The organism is Oceanobacillus arenosus, assembly GCF_003369575.1.
In the GTDB taxonomy this organism is placed as follows: domain Bacteria; phylum Bacillota; class Bacilli; order Bacillales; family Amphibacillaceae; genus Oceanobacillus; species Oceanobacillus arenosus.
Genome location: NZ_PIOC01000017.1, coordinates 89,175 through 108,530, shown reverse-complemented (window position 1 = coordinate 108,530; position 19,356 = coordinate 89,175). Strand labels below are relative to the sequence as shown.

Annotated in this window: 12 protein-coding genes, 1 tRNA gene, 2 pseudogenes and 1 riboswitch; of the genes and pseudogenes, 3 read left to right on the top strand and 12 right to left on the bottom strand. The window is 39.0% G+C overall.

The features are described from left to right. Window positions 1-37: 37 nt before the first annotated feature. On the bottom strand, window positions 38-1,183 hold the full coding sequence (gene queG, locus CWR48_RS11195) for a tRNA epoxyqueuosine(34) reductase QueG (protein ID WP_115773320.1): 1,146 nt from the start codon (window positions 1,181-1,183) through the stop codon (window positions 38-40). A gap of 190 nt (window positions 1,184-1,373) precedes the next feature. Beyond that, window positions 1,374-1,447 (bottom strand) — tRNA-Gly (locus tag CWR48_RS11190). Window positions 1,448-2,137: 690 nt separating this feature from the next. Here CWR48_RS11190 and dat point away from each other — a divergent pair. From dat to CWR48_RS11175, 3 genes and pseudogenes are all read left to right on the top strand, one after another. Next, on the top strand, window positions 2,138-3,013 hold the full coding sequence (dat, locus tag CWR48_RS11185; RefSeq protein WP_115773319.1) for a D-amino-acid transaminase: 876 nt from the start codon (window positions 2,138-2,140) through the stop codon (window positions 3,011-3,013). 148 nt (window positions 3,014-3,161) lie between these two features. After that, window positions 3,162-3,695: a DNA topology modulation protein gene (locus CWR48_RS11180; RefSeq protein ID WP_115773318.1), complete on the top strand. Its 534-nt coding sequence runs from the start codon at window positions 3,162-3,164 to the stop codon at window positions 3,693-3,695. 51 nt (window positions 3,696-3,746) lie between these two features. Next, window positions 3,747-5,749, top strand: a pseudogene (locus CWR48_RS11175) (S9 family peptidase). A 47-nt stretch (window positions 5,750-5,796) separates the two neighbouring features. Here the strand turns inward: CWR48_RS11175 and carB are convergent. From carB to CWR48_RS11125, 10 genes and pseudogenes are all read right to left on the bottom strand, one after another. After that, entirely contained in the window at window positions 5,797-9,033 is a 3,237-nt protein-coding gene (gene carB, locus CWR48_RS11170; RefSeq protein ID WP_115773317.1) for a carbamoyl-phosphate synthase (glutamine-hydrolyzing) large subunit, read from the bottom strand. A gap of 39 nt (window positions 9,034-9,072) precedes the next feature. Then, window positions 9,073-10,263 carry an acetylornithine transaminase gene (locus CWR48_RS11165; RefSeq protein WP_115773316.1) on the bottom strand — a complete coding sequence of 397 codons (1,191 nt, stop codon included), beginning with the start codon at window positions 10,261-10,263 and terminating at the stop codon, window positions 9,073-9,075. Beyond that, window positions 10,256-11,059, bottom strand: a complete 804-nt coding sequence (gene argB / locus CWR48_RS11160) for an acetylglutamate kinase (RefSeq protein WP_342772455.1) — start codon at window positions 11,057-11,059, stop codon at window positions 10,256-10,258. The genes CWR48_RS11165 and argB overlap by 8 nt, the downstream gene beginning before the upstream one ends. Before the next feature lie 7 nt (window positions 11,060-11,066). Beyond that, window positions 11,067-12,293, bottom strand: coding sequence for a bifunctional glutamate N-acetyltransferase/amino-acid acetyltransferase ArgJ (gene argJ, locus CWR48_RS11155; protein WP_115773314.1), 1,227 nt, complete (start codon window positions 12,291-12,293; stop codon window positions 11,067-11,069). A 16-nt stretch (window positions 12,294-12,309) separates the two neighbouring features. Further along, window positions 12,310-13,350 (bottom strand): N-acetyl-gamma-glutamyl-phosphate reductase, encoded by a 1,041-nt coding sequence (argC, locus tag CWR48_RS11150; protein WP_115773313.1) that lies wholly within the window; start codon window positions 13,348-13,350, stop codon window positions 12,310-12,312. Between the two features lie 341 nt (window positions 13,351-13,691). Beyond that, window positions 13,692-14,289: pseudogene (gene thiT, locus CWR48_RS11145) on the bottom strand (energy-coupled thiamine transporter ThiT). Between the two features lie 109 nt (window positions 14,290-14,398). Then, a riboswitch (TPP riboswitch) is annotated at window positions 14,399-14,503 on the bottom strand. Between the two features lie 95 nt (window positions 14,504-14,598). After that, a complete protein-coding gene (locus CWR48_RS11140) occupies window positions 14,599-15,561 on the bottom strand; it encodes an alpha/beta hydrolase (protein ID WP_115773312.1) in 963 nt (320 codons plus the stop codon). Window positions 15,562-15,956: 395 nt separating this feature from the next. Further along, window positions 15,957-17,072, bottom strand: a complete 1,116-nt coding sequence (locus tag CWR48_RS11135) for an ABC transporter permease (RefSeq protein ID WP_115773311.1) — start codon at window positions 17,070-17,072, stop codon at window positions 15,957-15,959. After that, window positions 17,069-18,331, bottom strand: coding sequence for an ABC transporter permease (locus CWR48_RS11130; protein WP_115773310.1), 1,263 nt, complete (start codon window positions 18,329-18,331; stop codon window positions 17,069-17,071). Before CWR48_RS11130 ends, CWR48_RS11135 begins: the two co-directional genes overlap by 4 nt. Window positions 18,332-18,342: 11 nt before the next feature. Further along, on the bottom strand, window positions 18,343-19,275 hold the full coding sequence (locus CWR48_RS11125; RefSeq protein ID WP_115773309.1) for an ABC transporter ATP-binding protein: 933 nt from the start codon (window positions 19,273-19,275) through the stop codon (window positions 18,343-18,345). Window positions 19,276-19,356 lie beyond the last annotated feature (81 nt).

Sequence of the window (19,356 nt, the reverse complement as noted above, 5' to 3'; positions counted from 1 at the left end):
GGAGAGGATGCTTGACCTAAATCCTATTTTACAATTATTAATTAGCTACCTGTCTTTCTTGAAATTCTAAACCTTTTCTCATTTCAAACAATACTTGTTCGTCTTGTTCTGTTTCCATCGCTTTATTTATTGCTTCAAAAGCCTCGTCCGTTCCAATCTTCCCAAGTGACCATGCCGCTGTTCCACGAATAACAGGTCTCGGATCATCCCTCATCACGGTGATCATTTCTTCAACCGCTGTCCTATCTTTATAATGACCAAGCGCAATTAATGCATTCCGTTGAAGTGGCTTCTTCCCACGCCACGATCCGGAAATATGACCAAATGTCTCATTGAATTGCCGATTGGACATTTTTAGCATCGGTTTTAGTTTTGGCTTTGCGATGTCATGTACTGGTTCAAATTCTGGAGTAGTATGAAAATCAATCCCCTTATTTCGTGGGCAAACCTGCTGGCACGTATCACAGCCATATACTCGATTACCAATTTTCGTACGGAATTCATCTGGAAGAAAATCCTTTGTTTGAGTAAGAAATGCAATACAGCGCTGCGCATTTAATTGTCCACCTTGAACAAGCGCACCAGTTGGACAGGCATCCATACACTTTGTACATTCCCCACAGCTGTCTTCAATTGGATCATCGGGTATAAACGGGATATTAGTAATCAACTCACCTAGATAGACAAACGAACCGAATTCGGGCGTAATGATTGATGTATTCTTTCCACTAAAGCCAATACCAGCACGTTCTGCAACCGCTCGATCAGAAAGTTCACCAGTATCTACCATTACTTTATTTTTTGCATCAGGAATCTTTTCCATTATAAAAGCTGCGAGTTTCTCTAAGCGATCCTTCATCACAACATGATAATCGATTCCCCAAGAGGCTCTTGCAAATATCCCACGTCGCTCTTCTTTTGTACTTCTCGGCGCATCCTTCATTCTGGAGGGATAGGCGATTGCAATTGAGATAATGGATTGTGCCTCAGGAAGCAATCGTACCGGCTCTGTTCTTTCTTCTACCGAACCCTTTTCAAATCCAGATTGAAAGTTTAATTCTTGTTGACGTCTTAAACGTTCTCTAAGCTCACCAAAGACATCTGCCGTTGTAAAGCCAATTTTATCGATGCCAATTTCCTTCGCATAATCGATTATCTCTTGTTTAAGTTCTGCGGTACGCATGAACACACCCTCCTTCCAGTCTAGCTATTAATACCTATAGATTTAACAATACCCTAGCATATGCATATAATATTAAAAAACGAGGGTTTAATCAAGCTTCTAGGTGACAACCTTAGTTGCACTTAACTCGTAAATAAAAAACGCAACACTTCGTAGACTAAGTACGAAATACTGCGTTAAGACATATGTATGGAGCGGGTGAAGGGAATCGAACCCTCATCATCAGCTTGGAAGGCTGAGGTTTTACCACTAAACTACACCCGCAACATATTCAATTAAACTAACTTGCTAATTTGATGACAAGAAATAGTATATCAAATCCATATTAAGAAATCAATAGGTTATTATAAAAAATATTAACAGCAGGCTCTTATCTTAAAAATTATTGCTTGATTTGGAAACCGAGTTGGCAACTTTATCTTAAGGTAACAACCCTAGTTAAACTACTAAAGCAAGAATATTTTCTTCTAATCTGGCAGGCAATAATTGATACAAAGTGCGAACTACTTTAATGTACTAAAGGATCTCGGACCAGTCGCTCCAGAAATACACTACGCTTTACGCGGGGAGCTGGTGAGCCTACTCGCGCTATCGCACTTCGTAGTCTCACCTAGGCTCTTCTTCCCACAGGAGTCTCCGTGTATTTCTTCCGCTGGGGTTGCAAACAATCACATATAAAAGAGTAGCTTACCACTGACAATCGACGTTGATTGAAGTGAAGGAATAGGATCTTTTGTGTGAATAGCAACTTCTCTACAGTTCTGAAATAATAATTATCACTAATTCGCACTTGATATCGACTGTAATTTGAAGTTTTAAATGTGTCATTTGAAATAATTTTCAATCTGTAGGTTAATACACTAACTAACAGATAAATCAAGATAAACTAATCATTTACAATATTAAGCAATCAAGATAAACTATACTTACGGTTTTTTAAGGAGGGTGTTATGCATGTCTGTATATCCAATAATCATGACCCAGTCAAAATTTATTCATCAAGATCATTTATCCTATCCATTCGAGGAACGGGGTTTACAATTTGGTGACGGAATTTATGAAGTAATTCGAATTTACAATGGAAAATATTATCTATTTGAGGAACACATCGATCGATTATTCCGCTCAGCAGCCGCAATAAAAATCAACCTACCTTTTTCAAAGGATGATCTTTCAAACCTATTACTCCAATTATTAGATAAAAATAAAATGAAAACAGATGGAAAAGTTTATATGCAAGTAACTAGAGGTTCTGCACCTAGGGATCATGTCTTCCCAATCGATGTACTACCGAATATCTACGCATATATCGAAGACTTACCAAGAAAATTGGAGAATCTTGAAAACGGTGTGAATGCCATTACTGAACGAGATATTCGCTGGGAAAATTGCTATATCAAGAGTTTAAATCTCTTACCAAACGTATTAGCGAAGCAAACAGCAAAAGAAAATGGATGCTATGAAGCGATTTTGCACAAAGATGGCCTTGTAACAGAATGCAGTTCTTCAAATGTGTATCTAGTTAAGAATGAAGAAATCTATACCCATCCAGCAACAAATCATATTTTGCATGGTTGTGTTCGCATGGCAATTGAACGCTTTGCCCACGAGCTGAATATCCCATTCCATGAAGATGGATTTACAGTTGAAGATATCAGCTTGGCGGATGAGCTCTTCTTATCAAGCAGCACCTCAGAAATAATGCCAATTGTCAAAGTAGATAACACCCAAATCAGTACTGGAAAACCCGGTAAAGTAACAAAGCAATTACAAGCAGCATATGAAAAAGATGCCCATATTAACGTGAATAAAGCAACACAAACGATTTGAAGAACGGGCGCCTGCGCTGGACGTGGCTGTTCTCGGTAATTAAGTTATCCACAGCGTCCAATTTTGTAGTATCCTAAGCTAAAATGAAAGGAGTGATTCCAAAATGAGTCACTCTTTTTTCAATTCTATGACAGGGAGGTTAGCTTCTATGAAGAAAATAGCAATACTCGGCGGTAGTGGAGCTGGAAAGTCAACATTAGCAAAAAAGCTCGGCACATTCTTGAATATCTCAGTCTATCATCTCGATGCAATCCACTGGCAACCAGGCTGGCAAGCACTCGACCGTGAAGTTTTCAATGCAGAACAGCAGAAGATTTTGGACGAGGATGCATGGATAATCGATGGAAATTATAGCAGGACGATAGATTCGCGGTTACAGCAAGCAGATACTATCATCTTCTTACATTATCGAACGATTCGCTACTTATATGGAATAATCAAGCGCAGAATTCAATATCGTAATAAAACAAGACCAGACACGGGCAAGGATTGTCCAGAAAAAATCGATTGGGAGTTTTTCATCTGGGTTTTAAGGTTTAACAGCAATCAGGCACCTGCTATTTATCAGGAACTAAATCAGATTCATGATAAAACCATTCTAATCTTTCATTCTCCAAAACAATTAAAACGGTTTTTAATGCAATTAGATACAGCTCATCATGACAATCTAATTGATTCGTAACCCGAAATAGTTTAGAATGATGTAAAGTTCAGATAATTAGGAGGATTGATTATGATCAATCGCAAACGTGCGATAACAGCAGAAGATTTTACTAGAATAGAGGTCTTTAGTGACCCACAATTTACTCCGGATGGTAATGCATATACATATGTGTCTACAATTATCAACGAAAATAATGAATACGAATCAAATGTATTTTTTCAAAATATAGGCGAGAAAGAAAGAAAACAATGGACGTTCGGTCATGATAAGAATAGCAATCTAAGATTCTCGCCCGATGGAAGATCAGCTGTTTTTCAGTCAAATCGCAGTGGGGTAGACCAGCTCTGGCTTATACGTGCAGACGGCGGTGAAGCACAGCAGCTCACGACATTTAATAATGGAGCGGGTAACCCAATGTGGTCGAAGAATGGAAAATATATTCTGTTTAGCGCTTCCCTCGATTTAGAAGATGATGTTCAGAATCAAACAGAACTGTCCAAAGAGGAGCGCCAACAAGAGCTTGAGAAGAAAAAGAAAGAGCCGTTAGTTGTCGATCGTTTACAATATAAATCAAACGGCAAAGGATTCCATGATCATAAACGGACACAAATCATCCTTTATGATATCGAGGAAAAAATATACACTCAACTTACTACAAATGATGCAGACCATGGAATCCAGGATATTTCACCTGATAGCAGTCAAATACTTTTTACTGCAAATTTAAATCCCGATGCAGATTATGAAAATACAAATGATTTATTTCTTTTCAATCTTTCAACCAAAAAGCAGTCAAAATTAACGGATAGCAAAGGAAGCTACTACAATGCTCACTTCTCACCAAGCGGAAATAAAATTTCCAGTTTTGGTCATGAGTACCAATATGATGGTGCTACACTGAGTGAAATCTACGTTTTTGATATCACAACTGGTAAACGAACCTGTCTTAGCGAGACATGGGATTTCGAGCTCGGGGATGCAATGGCCGGTGATACGAGATTAGGTCAATCAACAAATGGTCCGATATGGTCCAAGGATGAGAATAGATTGTTCTTTCTTGCTACCGATTTTGGCGCAACTGGATTTTATCAAGTTACACTCGACCATGAATTAACTATCCTTTATAAAGATGACAATCATGTATTTGGATTTTCTTATGATGCCAATTCAGAATCGTTTATTTTGGGAATTAGCACACCAACCAATCCTTGCAACTTCTATCGATTAGGAAATGATAGAAAGTTAACACGTTTAACGAACGCGAATGCGGCATTTCTCGACGAAGTTGCAGTGATTGCCCCAGAAACCATCACAATTCCTACTGAAGACGGCTGGGAAATTCAAGGCTGGCTCCTTAAACCATACGGATTTGAAGAAGATAAGAAATACCCATTCATTTTGGAAGTTCATGGTGGGCCGCATGCCATGTATGGGCAAACGTTCTTCCATGAGCTTCAATTACTCGCCGCAAAGGGATATGTAGTGTTATATACGAATCCTCGAGGGAGTCATGGTTATGGGCAAACATTTGTTGATGCCGTTCGTTCGGACTATGGGGGCGGGACTATGGGGATTTAATGGATGCAGTTGATTATGTATTGGATCATTATGCATATATTGATAAAAATCGACTAGGTGTCACTGGTGGTAGCTATGGCGGATTCATGACAAACTGGATTGTCGGTCATACAAATCGTTTTAAGGCAGCAGTAACACAGCGCTCCATTTCTAATTGGCTAAGCTTTTATGGTGTAAGTGATATAGGTTACTTCTTTACGAAATGGGAGCTTGGGCATCACTTATTAGAAGATCCCGCAAAATTATGGGACTTCTCTCCTTTGAAATATGCAGACAGAGTGGAGACGCCATTATTAATTTTACATGGCGAATTGGATTACCGTTGTCCAATCGAACAAGGTGAACAGCTATTTATTGCCTTGAAGCATCTACGAAAAGATGTGGAATTTGTTCGCTTTCCTGGTGCAGACCATGAATTGAGCAGGAGCGGTGATCCAATGATGCGAATCGCGAGACTTGAGCAAATTTGCCGTTGGTTTGAGAAGTATTTGTAAATATGTAAAAAGTGAGGGTTTCATCCTCACTTTTTACATCCATATTATTAGTTTTTCACAGATAGTTGATCTAAATAATTTTGAATTGACAATGGAATTGCCACCACATTTTGATTCCGCTGGCAATCCAACATTGCTTGTAATGTTTCCAAACTAGTAAAGTATGGCGTTTGATACCTCACAGACAATTCACGTATATAGAAACCAATTTTTTCCTTTTCCCTTCCCTGATTAGGGATATTTAGTACTATATCAGGGGCTTTGTCATGCCAGTGTTGCAGTAAATCCTTTTTATTCTTCATCATTTTACTCGTATGGATTCCGTTTTCCGCTAAAAATTTAGCAGTACCTTCTGTTGCTGTGATATTCGATCCGAGCTTAACAAATTCATGAATTAAATCAAGACTCGCTTGTTTCATTCGATCTGAAATTGAAACAAATAATTGAATCGACTCCATACCTTTTTCCTCAATGTTACCAATATACGAAGCAACCTTTTTCAAAGCTTGATTTTTAGTCCAACCTAACCCGATAATTTCACCGGTTGATTTCATTTCTGGTCCAAGTACATGGTCAACACCCTTTAATTTGCTTGCTGAGAAAATCGGTGCTTTAATTGTCATATAATTCGGCTCTGGCAACAAATTCCTTTCCTCTGTAATCTCACCAATCGACGTCCCGAGTTGGGCCCTAACTGCCCATTCAATAATTGGTATACCTGTAACTTTGCTCATGAGCGGCACCGTTCTTGATGAACGAGGATTCACCTCTAGTACATAGATAATATCTTGGTGAATAACGAACTGAATATTCATTATACCAATAATTGGCACGGTCTTACTTATCTTAGATGCCATCTCAACCATTTGATCTTTCATCTGTTCTGTAATGGTAATAGGCGGAAACACACTGATGCTATCGCCCGAATGGACACCAGCTTTTTCAATATGTTCCATTATTCCAGGGATGACAATATTGCTTCCATCACTGATTACATCCATTTCGCATTCCAATCCCGGTAAATACGAATCAATTAGCAACGGCCAACAACGATTAAATGTATCTTTTTGAATTCGCTCTACATAGCCTCTTAATTCTTCTTCCTTATTACAAATAAACATCGATTGTCCGCCAATCACATAGGATGGTCGAATCAATACAGGAAATCCTAATTCCTTTATTGAAGTTGATAGTTCTTCTGCAGTATGAACAATTCTTCCATTTATATGAGGAATTTCCAACTGTTCTAATACGCCATAGAATTGTTCCCTATCCTCCATTTGATCAATCTGTTCTGGAGTGGTTCCATAAATATGGACACCTTCCGTCCTTAAATCATTTGCTAAATTAATTGCGGTTTGTCCGCCGAATTGAATGAGTACACCAGCAATGTCTTCTTTTTCGATAACAGTGAGCACATCTTCAATCGCTAGCGGTTCAAAGTATAAATCGTCCGCAACATAATAATCTGTACTAACTGTTTCTGGATTATTATTAATAATTACGGCATCATAACCTAGCTTCTTCACTGTTTGGGCTGCATGAACCGAACAATAATCAAATTCAATCCCTTGCCCTATGCGAATAGGCCCGGAGCCAAGAACGAGTATTTTCGGACGTGCAGACTCCACCTCCACTTCACTTTCTTCCTGCTGCCACGTTGAGTAGTAATATGAGTGAATGGTATTCGTCCCACTTACACCAGATTTTACTTTTTTATATGCTGGCTTCATCTTTATTTTTTTATAATAGCTTCGCAAATTCCCCGCTGTTGTTCCTACCAACTCCGCTATCCGTACATCGCTAATATTTAAGCTTTTTGCTTCCAATAACTTTTCTTTTGTAACATCTGGCCAGTCAAGCTTCTGTAATGATTGCTCACATGCAATGATTCCTGCAATCTTTTCTAAAAACCATGCATCGATTTCTGTGTGACGCCGGATTTCTTCAATATTCATATGTCGTCTAAATGCTTCGCCAATCGCAAACAGACGCAAGTCATTTGGATTCTTTAAAAGCTCAACAATTGCCGCCGATGTTAATTCATTCATCCCCGGCCAGCTTAAACTTGTGACATTCATTTCCAAGGATCGAATTGCTTTATTTAATGCACCAGCAAACGAAAGTTCCATTGCCATTACTTCCCCAGTTGCTTTCATTTGCGTACCAAGCGTCCGATCCGCTTCAGTAAATTTATCGAAGGGGAATCGTGGAAGTTTAACAACGACATAGTCTAATTTCGGTTCGAATGTTGCATACGTTTCCCCTGAAATTGGATTTATCATATCATCTAAATGGTAGCCGATTGCACATTTCGTTGTAATCCGAGCAATAGGATAACCTGTCGCTTTAGATGCTAATGCCGAGGAACGGCTCACCCTGGGATTCACTTCAATAATGCAATAATCATTTGTCTCTGGATTTAATGCAAATTGGATATTACATCCACCAACAATTTCTAATGTGCGAATTACTTTAATTGAGGCAGCCCGCAATAGCTGATATTGGCTATCTGTTAAGGATTGAGAGGGGGCAACAACGATTGAATCACCTGTATGGACACCAACAGGGTCCACGTTTTCCATATCACAAACAATCACACATGTATCAGAAGCATCTCGAATCACTTCAAATTCAATTTCCTTCCAGCCTTTAATGCTTTTCTCAACTAATACTTGGTGAATCGGACTTAGGTTTATCGCATTATCCAATAAATTGATGAGCTCTGCTTCATTATATGCAAACCCACCGCCTTCCCCACCTAATGTGTAAGCTGGACGAAGGATAACTGGATAACCAATTTCTGCAGTAAATTCCAATCCATTTTCAATTGATTCCACAACCTTAGATTCGGCAATCGGTTCTTCAATCGCAATCATCAGCTGGCGGAATTTCTCTCGGTCCTCTCCATTTTGAATCGCCGTAACAGAAGTGCCTAATAGTTTAACATTATATTTATCTAAAATCCCCTTTTCATCTAGTTTGATCGTTAGATTTAAACCTGTTTGCCCACCTAAACTGCCAATCATGCCATCCGGTCTTTCTTTAGCAATTATTTTCTCTAATGTCTGAGTGTTGAGTGGTTCCATATAAACATGATCCGCAACATTCGTGTCTGTCATAATTGTTGCTGGATTATTGTTCACGAGAACAACTTCGATTCCTTCTTCCTTTAATGCCAAACATGCTTGTGTACCTGCATAGTCGAATTCTGCTGCCTGCCCAATTACAATTGGTCCGGAGCCAATCACAAGTACTTTATTTAAATTCTTATGCTTTCCCATTGTTGTGAACCCTCCCTTTGCTGAAACAAAAATTAATACTTATATTCTTTCGTTTTCAATCAGTAATTCTTGAAAAATAGCAATAAATTGTGCGAGCTCTTCTTTTGTTGTTGTTAATGGTGGTAAAATTCGCAGCACATTGCTGCCTGCTGATAGGACAAGAATTCCTTTTTCTCTAAATTTCGTTATCCAGGTTCCTGCTTCACTAGTCATTTGCACACCGATTAACAACCCTAAACCTCTAATTTCTTTGATACTAGAATGTGATTCTTGTAATTCATTAAGACTGCCTAAAAACCATTCCGATTTCTCTTTAACATTAGATAAAAAGTCTTTATCCAACATGGTTTCTATTGTTGCTATTCCCGCAGACATTGCAATAGGATTGCCACCAAACGTACTGCCGTGGGTGCCAGGCTGGAATGATTCTGCAACTGAATCTTTAACAATCAATGCTCCGATTACGATTCCTGAGCCTAACCCTTTTGCCAATGTCATCACATCGGGTTCAATTTCAAATTGCTCATAAGCAAATAATGAACCGGTTCTGCCCATCCCTGTTTGAATCTCATCTACCATCAGTAAAATATCATGCTGTTTGCAAATTGCTTCCAGCTGCTTAATCCAAGAACTATCAACAGGGTTTACGCCACCTTCCCCTTGAACAAGTTCGAGCAGTACTGCAGTTGTTTTTCCATTATCAATTACCTCAAGTGCATCGGGATCATTTAAAGCTAAATAGCGGAATCCGGGTGTTAATGGTGTAAACCCTTCGTGGATTTTTGCTTGTGCTGTTGCTGCCATCGTTGTTCCTGTTCTCCCGTGAAATGAATTGCTGAAAGTAACAATTTCTACCCGCTGATCGTTTCCATGATCCTTTGCATACTTTTTCGCAATTTTTATTGCCGCTTCATTTGCCTCTGCACCACTATTACAGAAGAATGCTTTATCAAAGCGACTATTATCGACCAACAGTTGCGCAAGTTCTTGTTGAGCAGGAATATCATACAGATTGGAACAATGCCACAGAAGGTCTAATTGGTCTTTCACTTTTATTTGTACTTTTTCTGGGACATGCCCTAAATTACATGTAGCAATGCCCGAAGTATAATCCAAATATTTAGCATTGCTATCTGTCCAAACATAACTCCCTTTTCCTTTGACGATTGTTACAGGAAACCGATTATACGTATTGATGACTGCTGATGTTTCCACTAAAGCTTCAGACATGGTAAACCTCCTCCTTAATTACTTTAGTTCCTACTTCTTCGCCATGAATATATTTCTTTAAATCAATTGGTGTAAGTCCATTGATAATGATCGATTCTTCTACTCCTTCCGCTAACCCTTGTAAAGCTGAACGGACCTTTGGAATCATCCCACCGTGGATTACGCCTGAAACAATTAAGTCTTCTATTTTTGATTGCGTAAGATATTTATGAACAATTGCCTCATTATTAATTTTTTCCATTACCCCAGGGATATCACTAATCAATACGAGTCTTCCCTTCATGGCACTAGCGACAGCTGCTGCGGCAATATCACCATTGATATTATAATGTTGGCCCGACGCATCCATCCCAATCGGTGAAATAACTGGAATGGCACCATAACTCATGAGATGCTTGAGTAGCGAAGTATTGACATCCGTTACTTTTCCTACAAAGCCCATTTTCCCCGTTTCATCGAAAGGTTCCGACTGCAGCAGTGAACCATCGACACCACTAAGCCCAATTGCCCCCGTTCCAGCCTTTTGCAAGTCGGTGACGATTTTCTTATTAATGGAGCCACTCATGACCATTTCTACAACGTCCAATACTTCTTTCGTCGTTACACGTAATCCATCAATAAACGTACTTTCAACCTGCATTCGTGCTAATGCTTGATTAATTTCCGGCCCACCACCGTGAACGATAATTGGTTCACATTGACGGGATCTCTTTAATTCGGCGAGCATCTCGTAAAAAGTACTTGGGAGTTTAGCCAAAATACTTCCACCGATTTTCAAAATAATGACATTCAACACGGTCACCTCACGTCCGGTAAGAAGCATTTATTTTTACATAATCATAGGTTAGATCGCAGCCCCATGCAGTTGCTTCCCCTAATCCATTTTGTAAATCAACATTCAGCAACACCGTATCCTTTTCTAAATAGCGTTTTCCATCACTTTCATCAAAAACAACTGGACAGCCATCTTTTACAACCTCAATATCTCCAAGGGAGACACATATTTTATCTGGATCAATCGGTTGTTCACTGTATCCGATCGCAGTGATGATTCTCCCCCAGTTGGGGTCTGCGCCATATACTGCTGTTTTCACTAAGTTAGAAGAAATGATTGCTTTTGCCACCTGCTTTGCCGCAAGTTCTGATGGTGCGCCCTTTACATTCGCTTCGATCAATTTAGTAGCACCTTCCCCGTCCCTAGCAATTGACTTGGATAATCCCTCACTTACCATTTGTAAAGCCTGTAAAAATAATGACCACTTCGGATGTGCTTCGTTTAATGGCATATTCTCCTGCTGTCCATTCGCCATGAGCAGTACCATATCATTTGTGCTACTATCGCCATCAACCGTGATCATATTAAATGACTTATCAACGACGGTACGTAAAGCATGTTGTAAACTATCCGGCTCAACCGCGGCATCCGTTGTAATAAAGCCAAGCATCGTCGCCATATTGGGATGAATCATTCCCGATCCCTTTGCAGCTCCACCTATTGTAATTATTTTTTCGTCAATTTCCAATTGTACTGCCACGTGCTTTGTCACTGTATCGGTTGTTAAAATTGCCTCTTCAAAATTTTCTACACCAGCATGCTCTGGATTGCCCATCTCCTCAATCCCAGTACGTATTTTGTCCATTGGCAAGGATACGCCAATCACACCTGTGGATGCTACAGCAACATGCTCAAGGGCCACCCCCATTTTCTTCGCAGTCAATTCCTGCATTTCTAGTGCATCCAATAAACCTTGCTTACCAGTGAATGAATTCGCATTTCCAGAATTAACGACTACCGTCTGGATTAGCTGCCCTTTATTAATACATTCCTTCGTTATCTTCAATGGTGCTGCTTGAAAGGCATTTAATGTGTATACACCTGCTGTCGTCGCAGGATTATCAGAATGGATCCAACCAAAATCTAATCTTTTTCTCCTTATTCCACAATGCAGCCCACCTGCGGAAAATCCTTTCGGCATCGTGACATGGCCATTTTCTACTTTACGAATATCTTTTACTTCCGTTGCAATCATCTAGGTTCCCCTTTCTTTATGGAAAAATTGGAATTGCGTCTAATCCTTCTGTTTCTTCCCATCCATTCATTAAATTTGCATTTTGAATTGCCTGCCCTGCCGCTCCTTTGACGAGATTATCTATCGCAGAGGTGATAATTAGTTGATTCGTTCTCTCGTCAACATGCAAGCCAATATCGCAAAAATTACTGCCGTAAACATCCTTCGTTGTCGGAAAGATACCAATTTCCTTGATTCGGACAAAAGGATGGTTCACATAATAGGTTTGATATTGATCGATAACCTCTTCTGTCGATATGTCCCTTGCTAGTTCAGCATACATCGTACAAATCAAGCCACGCGTCATCGGAATAAGATGGGTGGTAAATGTGGTATGAATCGTTTCCTGGGCTATCTCTGATAAGGTTTGATCAATTTCAGGAATATGTTGATGTTTGCCGATTTTATATGGTGTAATATTTTCGTTTGTCTCAGAAAAATGCGTCGTTGCTGTTGGCGTTCTTCCGGCACCAGATACAGCTGTTTTTCCATCGATAACAATATGATTTGGAGTAATTACGTTATGCTCTAATGCGGGGATTAACCCAAGCAAAGCAGACGTCGGAAAGCATCCTGGATTCGAAATAATTTTAGCTTCTTTTACCTGTTCTTGATAAATTTCTGATAATCCATAAACAGCTTGATTTAATATTTCCTGTGGTGCTGCTTCTTTACCGTACCATTGTTCATATTGTTCCTTCGAGCGAAGACGTAAATCACCTGATAAATCAATGCATTGTACCGTTGAATCTGCAAATTTTGGAATGAGATCTTTCGCCACACCAGCTGGCGTTGCGAAGAAAATTATATCCACTTCTTCTATCAAGTTATCAATCTCTAATTTTTCCATTGGCTCCTCAACAAACCCGGTTAGATGTGGATAAACAGACGTAATCCGTTCGCCAAATTGTGAATGTGATATGATTTTCTTCACTTGTAGATGCTTATGGGCATGTAGTAGTCGAATTAGCTCGATTGCGCCATAGCCTGTTCCACCGATAATTGCTACGTTCTTCAACTTTCCCATCCCCCTTCTCTGTATTTTTGAATTATTCACTATTATAGATTTAAGTGATTTAGATTGCAAGCATATTTATGAATAAATATAAATATTTATGCAAAACTATCTCGTTTTAAAGCTATTTTATGCATAACATTTGTATATTTCCTGTTTGAATTGTTCATTATTAAATAATATGAAAGAACAAAAGCTTAAAACAAGTTTGAGCTGTGTACGGAGGTAAGGGAAGTCTCGCTAACGCTTAAGCGCTGGAGCTGGACGTGGCTATTCTCAGTAATTAAGTTATCCACTGTATTCAAATTTTATAGTTCCCTAGACAGCAAAAAAAAAAGAAGGCATTATGCCTTCTTTTTACTATCACGCAACATTTGATTGCTTGTTTTGGGTAATACAAGTATCGGTGCTGCGTTTATTAAGATTACAAGAACAATTGCACAAAGAATCGAAGCACCTAGCATTGCACCGCCGTTAACGATGAAGGAGTAGACATATGGTGACATTCCTTCTGGCGCATAGCTTCCCCAGAAAATCACTCCCGCAACGAAATGCCAAAAATAGCGGGAAAAACTACCGACAAAGACTGCAAGAATGATCCAGGACAAAGCCTTCTTCTTCCCATTCTGTAATGCATTTTGAACGACAGGATAAAACAAACCTGCAAAGCCTACAAATGCAAACGCAATGAAATATTCAATAAAAAATTGCGAAATCGTTAGAATGTAAACATCACCAGTCACAACCTGTAATAGCCCCCAAAGAAAACCCGACAAAACACCACCCTTAACCCCCCCAGCGTAGAGCCATAATAAAAATTGGCACCATCGCAATAGAAATAGATACAGCAGGTGTTAATCGAATCGAAGGCAACAAGTCTAGAATAAGTGCAAACACCGCTAGAAAAGATGCCTCAATCATCATAACTAGATTTCTGTTCATAAAAAAATTCCCCCTTTGATTAATCGAAACCACGGGGAAACGCAAAAAAATAAGAACGAATAAGTGTAACTAGTGCTGTCACCTAAAAGCTTGGGTTTTACCTTAGTTTTCTAATATTCATCCACATCCCTACGCTAGAATTAACTAACAGGTTCAAAGGGTTAGAGTGGATCTCTCCACTCAATCTCAGCAATATGCTCCCCCTGTGGTTCGTATCATATTTATATATCCAAATCATTGTAGCTCAAGTTATCTAATATTACAAGCAAATCAAAATTACTATGAATTTATGAAAAAAATATACATATATTAATCCACCACATACTTGCCTAAAAACTGTTCTAATCTCTTAACATATGTATCATGATCCATTACAATTGCTTCCCCATGACCTGCACCATCAACAAGTAGGAGTTCAGCATCACTCTTTGTATTTTCATATAGTTCCATTGTCATTTCTGTCGGTACAAATGCATCTGCCTTACCATGAATGTACAAAATTGGGACTTCTGCCTTTTTCACCTGCTCCAGCGCCGAAGCTTCTTTTAGTGAATATCCTGCTTTAAATTTCGTTACAAGTCCAGTTGTTGGTATGATTGGTATTTTCGGCAAATGGAACATACGCTCAAGCTGGTAGCCAAATAAATCCGCTACGCTTGTATAAGGACTATCAGCTACAACTGCTTTTACATTGCTGGGGAGTTCTTCACCACTTGTCATCAACACTGTTGCAGCTCCCATGGAAACACCATGTAACACAATTTCTGTGTCAGGACCAAGCTCCTTAACAATCCGATTGATCCAGCCTAAATAATCCAATCGATCATGCCAGCCAAATCCAATATAGTCCCCTTCACTTTGACCATGACCACGTAGATCAGCTGTAAACATATTATATCCAAGCTCTTCGTAGTAATATTGACCAAACAATGCCATATCACTTGCACTTCCTAGATAACCATGGGCAAAAACCACAGTTTTATTCGTAGGCACTTCCGCTTCCAAATAATACCCTTTTAGCTTTAAACCATCATAGGATTCCATTTCCCATTGCTCAAAATCTTGATTAGCCGCCCATGTGCGCCAATCCCCTTCGATAAATACATCCATCGCTTCAGCCGAAACTTCTAAATCAGCATTACCAACGAGAAAATCTTTTATATTCCGCTCAATTGCTAGATTATAAAAGAAAAATCCAGCAATGATATCTAAAATAAACAGAAGGCTAAGAAGCGCTATTCCCAGCCTCCACCAAAATTTCTTTCTCTTCACAAATCAGCCACTCCCTTATGATTCTAGTTCTATTATACTAGAATCTATAATAGAGAGAAGGTAATTTGAGATGGTAGTTTTTAGAAATAGTTTTAATACAGTATGATTTAGATAAACTGCGTACTAGTATTGTGCTTAGGGGTCTCAGGCTAGTCGCTCCAAAAATACCCTTCGCTGGGGTTAGTGCAAGAAATATTTTTACTATCTCTCTATAAAATGAGATAGTACTTCCTCTCTTATGGCTGTTGATTGTAGCGGAGGATAGGAGACTCCTGCGTTGCCCGTGGAAAGCGACTGTCCGGAGCGAAAATCAACTTTGCTCCTAATCCACAGTTTATTTCAACTATTAATTTAGAACCTAACTTTGATAAAAGCAAATAGCTACTAGTGGATTATTAGATATGCCTTCTCTCCATCAAATGAATGCCAATACCAATAAACACAACGCCCATTAAGAGCAGAATACTTATTGGAAATAATAGTTCCTTCAATGGATACTGATAGACGACAGCGCCGTTTAGCATTTCCATTCCATACGTAATTGGATTCAGCTTCGACAAGGTTATTAAAAACTTAGATTCTACTATCTCAAGCGGCCAATATGCACCACCAATCATTGCAGAACTAACTGCAATTATCGGGAGCACTGCATTAAATTGTGCGACCGTCTTGACAATCGCTGTCAGTAAAATTGATAGGGCGACGATAGCAAATACATAAACGCTCATTAATAACAAGGTTTCGATAAATCTGCCATGAAAATCAACACCAATAATAAAACGGAATACAGAAAAAATAATCCCCACTTGCAAGTATCCCACTAGGAAGCTATAAACTAAATTTGCAACGTACATTTCCCATTTTTTCACTGGAGATAAAATGATGCGATCCCATATCCCTTCCTTCTTCTCCACCAAAATTGGCAGCACATTATATGCAATCGTGTAAATAGCGAAAAATAACGTGAAGCCAAATAATGTCTGGAATGTATTATCATAGATAAATGCATCTTCCCCTCTAAAGTTTTCCACTTCAATGTTGAACACTGGAGCTGCAATTGATGCCTGCAACTCATCTAATATTGCTTTTTGCCCGGCAACTGTGGTTGCACCTGAAGCTGCCACGATATGTTCATATTGTGCTTGCTTGGCATATGCTTCTTCAATCGTTTGTTCAATAATCTTAGCACTGGGCGTTTCAACACCAACTATCATTTGAAAATTATCCTCACCCAATGCTGCTCCTGCTTCGGCTTTATTACTCGATAGCTGTTCCATTACCTCTGCCTCAGATGACCATACAAATGTATAGGTATCTGAATCCTCAAGAATATCGCCAATGATTGAATTCTGAATACCTTCACTAGTCGTATAAACTGGTACTGTAATAGCTGTATATGCACCTGTCCCGCCGATGATTAATGCGAAGCCAATGGACATCGCCGTCATCATCACAAATACCCATGGGCTGCGAATAAACATTTTGATTTTTGCCTGAAAAATACCAATCATGCTGCAGACCCCCTTTTTGGAAAACTAAATGCAGCTGCAACAATTAAGACAACAGCAAAGATAATTAAGAATAAGAGATGGTTGGAAATATCCGCTAAGCCTTCCCCTCTTATAATTCCTAAATACGCACTCATCGCTGCCCCATTAGGAGTCAGATCACCCAGCAGTTGGACAAAGGACGATAATTTACCAATCGCAAAGAAGCTGCCACCTAATGTTGCAAAGATTGTGACCACAATACTTGAGAAAAAGTTCGTAATCATCTCTGAATTAATCCTGTAACAGATGGCAGTCAATAAAACAGCTACGCCCCCGACAGCAACTGCAAATGCCAATGTAACCGCAAAAAAGGCAAGTAGATCTGGCCAAGTGACACCATAAAATATTCTGGAAAATCCAAAAATTATCAGCAGATGGAGAAAACCAATAATTGTACCAGAGAGAAAAATACCAATAAAATAGATCCAGCGTGACACATTAGCAAGAATGATTCGGTTAAATACATGGTTTTTCTTTTCTTGGAATGCTATCGTTCCAATTGTCGACGCAATAAACAGGACATTCATCACTGCCATCCCAATTGCATAATAGTCTCTTGCTGATGTCGGTTTCTCTTGATTAATTGAAATTATCTCACCAAATTGCTGTTCGCCAATTTCAGCCACCTGCAGTTCCATTCCCTTTTCACTGACAAAGCTACCAATTGTAAATTGCTCCTGGTATTGCTCAAGCATCTCCTGAACAATACTCGCTCCTAATGCTGCTTCATTTTGATACACCTTTAAGGACGGATGGACATCCTCTGCAAATATTAAAAAATGTAACATGTCATACGTAAAATTCTTCGGAACCTCAATAATCGTTGAATAGGAACCATCTTCCAATAATTTCTCTATTTCGTCAGCGTTTGCTAACTTGAGCTTGATAATATCCTCCATCGATTCGTTACCAAATACCGATTCTTTAAGTGTTTGAATTGGCGTAATCTGAGCGACACTCGACCTGATTTCCGCTACAGCTTCCGCTGGCAATCCTTTCTCATCAGCATCCCTTATAAAGCGGTCAATCTGTTCTTGCTCATCTTCTTCCTCAATGAGTGCTATCTTTAAATCAATTTCTACTGTTCCACCTTCCATAAAACTGGATAATGCTGTTCCCAGTATTGCAATTAAGATGATTGGCAGGCCGATCAGCAATAGGAGCTGTACGCGGCTTCGCAATAATAATAACAGTTGTTTCTTGATAATTTGTCCAACCATTCCAGCTCCCCCTAATCTCTTAATGCTCTGCCTGTCAGATGAAGAAATACATCTTCAAGTGTAGGTATTTTGATATCGACCGAGTTAAGTTCGATTTTCGCATCCTCTGCCATTTTTACTAATATCGGAAATATATTAATCTCTTTCGGAACCATAATCGTAATCTCTTTTTCTTCTTTAATTACTCGATTAATCGTCGGATTCTCGTGTAAAAAATTGATAAATGTATCATTCAATAACTCAGCCTGTATCAATATCGTTTTCTCGGCAGATAATATTCGTTTAATTTCATCTTTTGTTCCCGAAGCAATCATATTTCCTTTGTCCATGATATAAATACGGTCACAAAGATACTCCACTTCCTCCATATAATGACTCGTATATAATACAGTCATCTGCTTTTCCTGATTGAGTCTTTTCACAGTTTCCAATATATAATTTCTTGATTGCGGATCAATCCCTACTGTTGGTTCGTCCATAATAATTAATTCAGGTTCATGCAGCATTGCAACACCTATGTTCAATCTGCGCTTCATCCCACCTGAAAAAGTCTTGACAATATCCCTCCGGCGGTCTGTTAAGCCAATTTGCTCTAATACTTCATCGACTTTTCTTTTTAATAGCTGCCCTTTTAATCGGTATATTTTTCCGAAAAACTGTAAATTTTCCTCAGCAGTCAAATCCTCATACAGTGCAATTTCCTGTGGCACGACACCAATTATTTTTCGCAATGGTGCTGGATTTTTAATGATGCTCTTATTATGAAAGCGTACGTCACCTTCTGTTGGTTCAATTAATGAAGAAAGCATTGAAATTGCTGTTGATTTCCCCGCTCCATTCGGACCTAGCAAGCCAATGATTTCCCCCTTTTCAATAAACATATTTAAATTTTTCACTGCATACATATGTTTAAACTTCTTCGATAAATCGACTAACTCTAACACAACATCGCCTCCCCTGTTATTTTCAGTTTACGATGAATCAATAGCAATGCATACTGACCTGAGTCATAAAATATTTGTGTG